This window comes from Bacillus sp. F9_6S_D1_P_5 (assembly GCF_054823925.1).
On the sequence record NZ_JBTREW010000006.1, the window covers coordinates 234,569 to 244,060 of the forward strand.

Annotated in this window: 14 protein-coding genes; 3 read left to right on the top strand and 11 right to left on the bottom strand. The window is 35.9% G+C overall.

The window, feature by feature from the left end; all coding sequences use genetic code 11:
- Window positions 1-12 precede the first annotated feature (12 nt).
- Window positions 13-1,038 carry a SepM family pheromone-processing serine protease gene (locus tag ACUXEY_RS10170; protein WP_461300594.1) on the bottom strand — a complete coding sequence of 342 codons (1,026 nt, stop codon included), beginning with the start codon at window positions 1,036-1,038 and terminating at the stop codon, window positions 13-15.
- A complete protein-coding gene (locus ACUXEY_RS10175) occupies window positions 1,031-1,822 on the bottom strand; it encodes a patatin-like phospholipase family protein (protein WP_166701983.1) in 792 nt (263 codons plus the stop codon). Before ACUXEY_RS10175 ends, ACUXEY_RS10170 begins: the two co-directional genes overlap by 8 nt.
- 113 nt (window positions 1,823-1,935) lie before the next feature.
- Here ACUXEY_RS10175 and ylbJ point away from each other — a divergent pair, with 113 nt between their 5' ends.
- Entirely contained in the window at window positions 1,936-3,165 is a 1,230-nt protein-coding gene (ylbJ, locus tag ACUXEY_RS10180) for a sporulation integral membrane protein YlbJ (protein WP_461300595.1), read from the top strand.
- On the opposite strand, the gene coaD is transcribed toward ylbJ, so the two are convergent.
- Together coaD and rsmD are read right to left on the bottom strand one after the other, a co-directional pair.
- Complete coding sequence (coaD, locus tag ACUXEY_RS10185) at window positions 3,157-3,648, bottom strand: pantetheine-phosphate adenylyltransferase (protein WP_166701981.1); 492 nt, start codon at window positions 3,646-3,648, stop codon at window positions 3,157-3,159. The two genes, ylbJ and coaD, sit on opposite strands and share 9 nt — an antisense overlap.
- Window positions 3,645-4,211, bottom strand: coding sequence for a 16S rRNA (guanine(966)-N(2))-methyltransferase RsmD (gene rsmD, locus ACUXEY_RS10190; RefSeq protein ID WP_166701980.1), 567 nt, complete (start codon window positions 4,209-4,211; stop codon window positions 3,645-3,647). The genes coaD and rsmD overlap by 4 nt, the downstream gene beginning before the upstream one ends.
- A 503-nt stretch (window positions 4,212-4,714) precedes the next feature.
- Between rsmD and ACUXEY_RS10195 the strand changes: the two genes are divergently transcribed.
- Complete coding sequence (locus tag ACUXEY_RS10195; protein WP_000616013.1) at window positions 4,715-5,104, top strand: DUF7147 family protein; 390 nt, start codon at window positions 4,715-4,717, stop codon at window positions 5,102-5,104.
- Window positions 5,105-5,159: 55 nt separating this feature from the next.
- On the opposite strand, the gene ACUXEY_RS10200 is transcribed toward ACUXEY_RS10195, so the two are convergent.
- The 6 genes from ACUXEY_RS10200 to ACUXEY_RS10225 all read right to left on the bottom strand — a co-directional run bounded on the left by ACUXEY_RS10200 (window position 5,160) and on the right by ACUXEY_RS10225 (window position 8,689).
- On the bottom strand, window positions 5,160-5,426 hold the full coding sequence (locus ACUXEY_RS10200; RefSeq protein ID WP_002080814.1) for a YlbG family protein: 267 nt from the start codon (window positions 5,424-5,426) through the stop codon (window positions 5,160-5,162).
- A 126-nt stretch (window positions 5,427-5,552) separates the two neighbouring features.
- Complete coding sequence (locus ACUXEY_RS10205) at window positions 5,553-6,002, bottom strand: YlbF/YmcA family competence regulator (RefSeq protein WP_166701979.1); 450 nt, start codon at window positions 6,000-6,002, stop codon at window positions 5,553-5,555.
- Between the two features lie 115 nt (window positions 6,003-6,117).
- A complete protein-coding gene (locus ACUXEY_RS10210; RefSeq protein ID WP_166702117.1) occupies window positions 6,118-6,690 on the bottom strand; it encodes a histidine phosphatase family protein in 573 nt (190 codons plus the stop codon).
- 82 nt (window positions 6,691-6,772) lie between these two features.
- A complete protein-coding gene (locus ACUXEY_RS10215; protein ID WP_461300596.1) occupies window positions 6,773-7,018 on the bottom strand; it encodes a YlbE-like family protein in 246 nt (81 codons plus the stop codon).
- An 11-nt stretch (window positions 7,019-7,029) separates the two neighbouring features.
- On the bottom strand, window positions 7,030-7,479 hold the full coding sequence (gene ylbD, locus ACUXEY_RS10220; protein WP_461300597.1) for a spore coat protein YlbD: 450 nt from the start codon (window positions 7,477-7,479) through the stop codon (window positions 7,030-7,032).
- A gap of 175 nt (window positions 7,480-7,654) precedes the next feature.
- A complete protein-coding gene (locus ACUXEY_RS10225) occupies window positions 7,655-8,689 on the bottom strand; it encodes a CAP domain-containing protein (protein ID WP_166701977.1) in 1,035 nt (344 codons plus the stop codon).
- A gap of 206 nt (window positions 8,690-8,895) precedes the next feature.
- Here ACUXEY_RS10225 and ACUXEY_RS10230 point away from each other — a divergent pair, with 206 nt between their 5' ends.
- On the top strand, window positions 8,896-9,261 hold the full coding sequence (locus tag ACUXEY_RS10230) for a YugN family protein (protein WP_461300598.1): 366 nt from the start codon (window positions 8,896-8,898) through the stop codon (window positions 9,259-9,261).
- Window positions 9,262-9,298: 37 nt separating this feature from the next.
- Here the strand turns inward: ACUXEY_RS10230 and ACUXEY_RS10235 are convergent.
- A partial coding sequence (locus tag ACUXEY_RS10235; protein WP_461300600.1) for a hypothetical protein occupies window positions 9,299-9,492 on the bottom strand: 194 nt, incomplete at its 5' end.

Consider the following 9,492-nt stretch of genomic DNA (forward strand, 5'->3'; position numbering starts at 1 on the left):
TTTCAGAGAGGTTTATTTTTTCTCGCCCATTTTTTCCAAATACATTAATGCATCTTCCAGCGTATCAACTGGCACAACTTTCATTTTTGTTTTAATATCTTTAGCAGCCTCAAGTGCATCTTTATAATTCGATTTCTCAGCACCTTTTTCATTTGGTGCAAAGAACACTTCAGCACCAGCATCACTTGCAGCGACCACTTTTTGCTGAATACCGCCAATCGGGCCAATTTCTCCCTTTTCATTAATCGTACCTGTTCCAGCTATTTCATGACCCCTTGTTAAATCCTCTTCCACCAGTTGATTATATATTTCTAATGTAAACATTAGACCTGCTGATGGTCCGCCTATTTCATGAGAATCAATTTTCACTTTCGGATCTACCACTAATTCTCTTTCCGTAACGATAGAAACACCTATACCAACACGCCCATTTCCATTCGGAATGGTCTTTACATTTAAGTTTTCTTTTAACTGTTTTCCATTCCTCTTGTACTCAATACTTACTGTATCTCCTTCTTTTTTCCCTGTCATGTATTCAATAAATTGCTCCGTCTTTTCAAATGTTTTTCCGTCGACAGCTATAATAACATCGCCAAGTTTAAACTTACCTTCTGACGGCATCCCTTTCGCTACGCCTGCAACCAATACACCTTTATTTTCAAATGAAACCGTACGATTTGCACGTTTGTAAGCATTATAGATCGCTGCATTTTGCGAATCTTTCATCGCATAATTTTGGCGAAATTGATATTCTTCATCACTTTCACCTTTTTGCAATATTTCTTCCGCTTTTGAAATATGTGTATATTTATTAAACTGTGCGGCTATTAAATTCACCACATTTGCTGGTCCCATCGAAACCGTAACAAGCATAAAATCACCAGATTCTTTCGTTCCCCCTTCAACTTGAACGTAAGGCTCTAATTTGGCAGCCATTCCTGGTTTTGTTATATAATACGGTAAACGTACGTAAACAAGTAACATCGCCAATATAACCCCTATTAAAATTGCATATATAAACCGAAAACGCTTAAACATTATGTTTCTCCTTCCACTGCTCAATTAATAAATGAATATTTTCAACATGTTTTTCCGCTTCTACTTCTCCAACTCGAATAATGTCTTCAATGTTTGTAAAAGCACGGGAACTAAATTGTTCTACAGCTGGTCGCATCATTAAATCCGATGCAATTTGCCGATTCATCACAAGCTCATGTTGCATAATTTCAATACTCTGCATAATCACATCATAAATAGACGTAACCTCACCATTTACTTTAATCGGGGATACATCAACAGCAATGATAATATCGGCACCTAACTCTTTCACAACCGATACTGGAATACGATCAATCACTCCGCCATCCACCAATAGTCTCCCATCTATTTTCTCTGGTACAAACACTCCAGGTACAGATATGCTAGCTCTCACCGCCTCTGCAACAGGACCACTTGTAAAAACTACTTTTTCCCCCTTCAAAATGTCAGTAGCCACAACAGCCGTCGGGATATCTAACTCTTCTAAATTTTTATTATATGTAAACATTTTAATCATATCTTTGACACGTTTTCCAGCAATAAATCCCATTTTCGGAACCGTAAAATCTAAATAATATTTCCTTTTAAAAACATTTGCCAGTTTGTATAGTCTTTCAACGTTAGAGCTAGCTGCATAAAATGTACCTACTAAAGCCCCCATACTACTCCCTGCAATCATATGAATCGGTATACCATTTTCCCTTAAAACTTTTATAACACCAATATGGGCAAACCCTTTTGCACCCCCAGATCCAAGTGCTAAACCAATTTTCGGTTCTTTCATTTTTCTCACCCTTTAATTTTTTTCATTCCTTTTTCATACTTATGGTCTAAATTCACTACGTATCCACGTATACTGAAATGAACGTTTTTTGGGACAAAGGGGGATTTACTTACATGTATGAAAAATGGAAAACCGCTTTCCTTACCATATCAACACTGTTTTTAACCTTTTCTCTTGTACTCCACCCCCAAGCTGCTTTGCAAGCTTCCATTCGAGGGTTAAATATATGGTGGGAAGTTGTATTCCCTTCACTTTTACCGTTTTTCATCATTGCCGAACTTCTCATTAGTATTGGTGTTGTAAAATTTATAGGCGTTATATTAGAACCACTTATGCGACCACTTTTCCGCGTGCCAGGGATAGGCGGATTTGTTTGGGCAATGGGAATGGCTTCAGGATTCCCCGCTGGCGCCAAATTAAGCGCTAGACTGCGTAAAAGTAATCAACTAACACAAATCGAAGCAGAGCGCCTCGTATCTTTTACAAACTCATCCAATCCACTTTTTATTTTTGGAGCTGTTTCTATCGGTTTTTTCAATAATCCGAAATTAGGAATCGTATTAGCTGCTGCACATTATGTAAGTAACTTTTTCGTCGGGTTACTGATGCGATTTTACGGCAATAACAACATTTCTACGCATGATAAACATACTACTAAAAAACGCCCTTTTCAAAACCCATTTTCAATCCTACACGAAACACGTATGCAAGAAAAAAGACCAATAGGAAAATTACTTGGGGACGCTATCGTTTCTTCTATTCAAACACTACTTATGATCGGTGGATTTATTATTTTATTCTCTGTTTTAAATAAAATGATTGCTGTATTTCATATTACAGCAGCTCTTTCTTTTATTATGCAACATATTTTATCATTCTTCCAACTAACTACCGAATTTAGTATTCCGATATTATCAGGCATTTTCGAAATGACACTCGGGAGCCAAATGATTAGTCAAATAAATGAAACACCCCTCCTGCAGCAAGCGATGGTAACAAGCTTTATTTTAGCATTTAGCGGCCTTTCTATTCAGGCACAAGTCGCTAGCATATTAGCTGAAACAGACATACGATTTAAACCCTATTTTTTCGCACGAATTATCCAAAGTATTCTCGCTCCTATTTTTACCTTTATATTTTGGAAACCATTTTATGAAAAAGTAAGCTCTTTTTCATCTATGCAAAAAGATATTCCCGTATTTTTTTCCAATTCTTCTTCTATACTGCATGAATTTTGGACATCTTTTATACACTATGGACCGATATTTACTTTATTTTGTTTATATGTATATGTTATTTTATTATTTTTTCGTAGCAACAAAGAAAAACCCCGTTCACTTTAACGGGGTTTGAAACTTTTCTTTTAAAGCACGTTCTACAACAGGAGGTACAAGATCTACTACACTTCCGCCATATCTCGCAACTTCTTTCACGATGCTCGAGCTTAAAAATGAATATTGGTTATTTGTCATAATAAAAAAGGTTTCAATGTTTTCATCTAATTTTCGATTCATAGAAGTAATTTGCATCTCATATTCAAAATCAGAAACCGCTCGTAACCCACGTAAAATTGCATTTGCATTACGCATTTTCGCATACTCCACTAATAGTCCACTATGTGAATCTACTTTTACATTCGGGATTTCCTTTGTTGCTTCTCGAATTAATTCTAAACGCTCTTCAACTGAAAAGAACGGTTTTTTTGACGAGTTGTTTAAAACTACTACGTATACCTCGTCAAATACTTTTGCTCCCCTTTTAATAATATCCAGATGCCCAAGGGTAATTGGATCAAAACTTCCCGAAGAAATAGCTATACTAGTCATTCTGTCCCCTCACCTTCATACTTATAGATCGATATTGCTGTAATGCCGTAGTTCTCAGCTCGCACTTTTACAAGTCTTCCTATAGACTCAGGTAAAACTACATCATTACCATGCTCTGACATAATTAATCCATCTCTATGTAACAATCCATGTTGATCCATCACACTAATTAAAGATACAATTTTTTGATCTTTATATGGAGGATCAATTAATATAAGATCGAATGCTATTTCGCGTTTTATAAGAGCCTTTACCGCACGTTCTGCATCATTTCGATATACTTCAGCTTGTTCCTGTATTCTACAACTTTCTAAATTTTGATGGATTACCTTTATCGCTTTATTATCTCGATCAACAAAGATTGCTTTATCAATCCCTCTACTTATAGCCTCGATCCCAAGACCACCACTACCGCCAAATAAATCCAGCGCGATACCGCCATCAAAATAAGGGCCTATCATATTAAAAATCGATTCTTTTACTTTATCTGTCGTTGGACGTGTTGTATTACCCGGCACTGCTTTAAGTGGGTGTCCTTTACATTTTCCTGAAACTACTCTCATCTGTTGTCACTACCTTTATTTCAATCTATCGAGCAATTATAGAAAACCCTTCTCCATTCGGTAACCGCTACCAAACTATACGATTCCATTCATCTTTCAACGAACAATAGAAGAACTTAGTTTAAAATAACTGCTCTGCATTTTTATGTATTCATCTCACCATTCGCTAACACGAACTATTCGTTTCACTTTATCTTTTTTATCCTATCATAAAATAAAAAAAAGAAAAATAAAAAGCCCAACATAAAATTTAATTTCATGATGTATATCTTCATTTAGATTGGACATAAATAATTATAACAACATCACCTTCGATGTTGTTGCCAACCGCGGAGAAGACTTACGTTTCCCCATAAGTTCTTCCTCCGGTTTCTCCTCTCCCTTTGCCTTCTTACTAGTACATGCTAGTATAAGAAGGGCCCTGCTTTGCAGGGTTTTTTTTCGTTGTCTACTTTTCATTTAAAAAGTGAGATGATACAGTAAAAGAAAGAGGAGGAAAAAATATGATTCAACGCTTTATAGAACTCGGAGAAGGCTACTCTGATTTATATGAATTACTTGAAATTGCCAAAGCAAATCAAGAACGTATAACACATATGTTACAGTTTGAAACGATTAAAAATGAAAAAAAAGTGTGCTCACTTGTTGTAATATTAAAACCAACTACTACTGGTGACTTCCAGCCATTATACATATGTCGTGAAGGCATTCCTGTACTTGAAAATAAAAAAAGTAAACGTGTCCTATTATTTGAAGAAACGGCAGAACAACTAGGAAAAAAAGTGACTACATTTACAGTAAAACCATCCACAACTTTTCCAGAAAAAGAACTGTTTTTCAATCATTTAATTGGTATTTTACGAATGAATAATTTCATTCCTCCAATGAAATAACACTTTATTTCAAGTAAAAAAATCCCCCGCTAAAATTAGCAGGGGATTTTTTCTATTAACTATAATCGTATTCTTTTGCCCGATCAGGACGAGAATTTTCAAATTCCGTTTTTAAATACGGGCGGTACGACTGTTCTATCTTTTTCACAAAAGGAAGTTTGTTCAACTTTTGCATCATATGCTCAATTTGTTCCATATCACAATATACTACTGCATATTTTAAGCGTTTTGATATGTAATGTATGTTACCATATTTCCTTAAAATCTTGGCATGTTTCAATGAATGTAAATAAACAATCATACTTTGTCGTTGCCCGAACATAATCTTCTCCATCTTCTCCTTTTAAAAACATATATTTTATATTTTATGAAAACCAATCAGAAATTTATGACATTACAGGACAAACTCTGTATACGTTTTCTTCTATCTTCTAAAAAACGGGGTGATTTACCCCGTTTTACAGCCGCAACCCCCGCCAGTACCACAACCGCCACCACAGCCACCAGCATCGAAAAATGGATTTCCTGTTGGAACTTTGATGGAAGAGGACACCTCAGAACCGATTGCTACACTAACTTCATCTAACAACTTTTGTAAAGCCGTTTCTACTCGTTTAAAAGCTGCAATCTTATCATGTAAGTCTACAGAACGTTTTAACTCCCTCATTTTCGTCGAAACGAAAGTATAGTCAGGATGGTATTTACCGAAACGTTGCACTTCCTCATATCGTTCTTTCATCGCTGTAAATTGCTGAATCAACGTCTGAACTTCCATATCTTCATGTAATTCTTTATAACACTTACGATAATCTTCTGCTATATCTGAACAGATAATCGCTTTTGCAAGCTGCTCTGCCTTATCTAATATTAATACGCTTTCCAGCGTCGCTACAATCATGAGTGACACCTCCGAGTATTCATCATACCACATTTAGAATAGAACTACTAATTGAAGTGTCTCACTAAACAGAAAGATATCATTCTAACTATTTTTATATAATGTCCACACAAATTTATACATTAATATGTTCTGCAATATTATATTTAAGAACATCCCATTTCCCACTATTTTCGTTCACATAGCTAATACATGCATTTTTTAACGGTGTCTTAAACGAAATATCTTCCGGGGCAATTGCATGTAGAATTGCTTTTATCGCATGTGAATGGGCTACAATGATAATACGTTTGCCAGAATGAGCCTCTGCAACATCTTTTACAGCAGCAAAACAACGAGCTACAATCTCTTCATCTTGCTCCATACCTTCTACTTCCCCTGCTGCAATTAATTCCCTAACAGTCGCAACCGGCTTCCCAGAAGCTTCACCAAAATTACGTTCAACAAATCGCTCATCTAATAAAATTGTTTGTAATCCAGTTGCCCCTGCAATTTCCTTAGCTGTTTCGTGCGCTCTAATTAACGGGCTACTAATAATTACATCCCATGCCTCCGCTTGCAAAGCAGCTGCACTTTGACTCGCTTGCTTCTTCCCCACTTCATTCAGCGGAATATCTTCACGTCCCTGAATAATCTCTTGAAAATTCCAATCAGTTTGTCCATGTCGTACTAAACAAATTTCCGTCATGCTCATGCTGCAACTCCTTTTTAAATAATCCGCTTCTATTGTATCAAAAGTTCTGCATGACGGACATAGTTTTCCCTTCCAATTATGTTGTATTTTGCTGCTTCATATACTGAAACATATCGATCATAATGGAGGCAACTGCCAATTGATTTTGGAATTTCTCAACTTTATCTGGTATCGTTTTTTTGAAATGTTGCATAGCCGCTAACTCAAACGCCTCTTTTTCTTCAGGGTTTCTTGTTAGTTTTCTATACCAGTACGGTTGCTCCCTAATATAGCGAGATAAATCCTCATCATCCTTTATAAACTCCATAATTTCTGCTCTCATCCGCTTTCCCCCTAATCCTTCTGAAAGAAAAATGGATTATTTTCGGAAGTACTCTCTTCTTGCTGCGCGGGCTTCCCTTGAAATTGTTGAAAAGCTTGTTGCACACTACCGATAGCTCTCGTCACATTTGCTAAATGATGTTGCATTTGTTCCACGTCTAGCTTTTTAAAGAAAGAAAGCATTTGTCCCATCACATCAGCAGTTTTATCCTCTTCAGTTCGAGTATCTTTTTCTTTTCTTTTTTCTTTTTTCTTTTCTTTTACTGAAGAAAAAGCAGGTGCTCCATCCGGTCTAAAAGTTGCCCATATCGGATCTTCTTCACCAAGTAAATACCATTCTTCATAAAACTGTTGCCAAGTTTTATGACCACTTCTAACTTCATGAACCATTTTAGGGTGATGGTTTACAAACTCTTTAAACTGTTGAACCGATGGATGTAACGGTCCTTTTGTTGTCGGCATAATCCTCACCTCTTCATGTATATCTACTATATAATAAGAAAAAAAAGGCGCATGGTTCGCCTATTTTCAGACGATTCATGCACCTTTTTATCCTATTAATTGCATGCGGTAACATTCCCACCTACAATACGGGTAAATAGCCGAGAGATGTACATCCCTCTACTTAAACTCCACTTTATTTTCGAATAAAGTTTTGTGTGTAAAATTTATCGTATACCCCGACACCTAACCCTGTAAATTGTTCATTTAACAAATTCTTTCTATGACCTTCACTATTTAACCAACCTTGCACCGCCGCAATTCCATCACTATGTTGCGCAGCTATATTCTCACCCGCAAGTTGAAATCCTACTTTTCCGCGCTGCAGGCGATCTCCTAACGTACCTAGTGTAGGTGAATCGTGTGAAAAGTAATTATTATCTTTCATGTCTTTACTATGACCAATAGCCACATCTGCCGTTTGTTGATCCCATGTTAATAATGGCAACTCATGACGACTTCGAATAATATTTGTTAAATCAAAAATTTGTTGCATATTTCCATTCTCTATTTGTTTCATTTTCTCTGGAGTTAATGGTTGTTCTGCTAGTAATTCACCTGAATAAACAAGCTGATACGGTCTTTGTCGTAATAACGTTTCGTCATCCATATACCGAACACCAACAAGCTCATGTGTAAAATGATCAAAATATAATTGTGCCCAGCCATCTTCTACAGGTATTAATGGTTGTTCCATCACTTCGGTATCAGATAACTCAAATTGATAACTATTCTTCCCTCTTTTTAACGAAATCTCATGAGAGAGTGGATTCTTTTTATACACATCTTCATACTTTTCATTTATATAATAAGGCGGTACTTTAACTTGCTCACCCGCAACATACGCCGTTACAACTTTACGTTCAGCAACACCAAATTGAACATACTGAGCTAAATCTTGACTGTACACCCACCATTCGTATCCGTAAGCAGACGGCTCTATTCGAGAAGGTTCTCCCCATTTTGCTAATAAATTTTCAGAGTCCCCGCCAATCATATTTAAAACCGTATTTGAAGAGTCTTCATTTACTTGCTTTTTCTTTTTCACAATTTTATTTTCTTGCTTTGATTGAGATGGGGTTAATATATATTGTGAAACGAGTAATTTCCCGTATAAATCAACAGCTAAAATTAAAACTGTAATCATTACGATACGCAATAATTTCTTCAATCGATATACCTCCTGCACAAAACATAAAATTGAGATATACACAAATCCTTTTCTTTCCTTTTTTGTGTGTACCGTACTCTTTTCACTATATCATATTTTCACAAAAAAAGTCTGGATTATCCCTTTTCTCTCAATATGAATTGCACTTTCTTATTATTCATACTATTATAAAAATAATAATGTAACATTAAACAAGGAGGTATTATATGCAATTTACAAATACGAAATTTAATGGGGTAGTCGTTGATTTAACACTATTAACAGAGATTATGGAGAAAAACCATTTTGTACTTGCTGGACAATGGGATTATGAACGAGTTACATACGATTATAAATTCGAAATATTAAACGATGTTTATTATTTACGCGTACAAGGTTTAGCTGTTGAAGGTGACGTTGGTAGTAGACATGCTGAAATAAAGCTACTTCCTCCCTTATTAGGCAAACATTATTATCCTCACGGCGTTGAATATGGTGATGGTGAGACTTTCCCAACGAATGTACTTCAAAAAAGCGAACAACTCCTACAAAATGTTGAAAAAGAATTAAAAGAATTCCAAATCATTGAATAAAATAAAAACGAGTGCATCATACTTGATGCACTCGTTTTTATTTCCAGAGTGTTGGGAAACCCTGAAGGGGTTCCCAACACTCCGGAATCTTTTTTGATTTTAGTGAAAGAAAACAATATAAAATCATAGAATTTAGAAAATAGCCCACCACTAACCCCTTTTTGGTTAGATGGAGGGCTATTTTTTTCATGTTTTGACAAGCAGCGGTGAGGTAAGCTTGCATTTGGACAG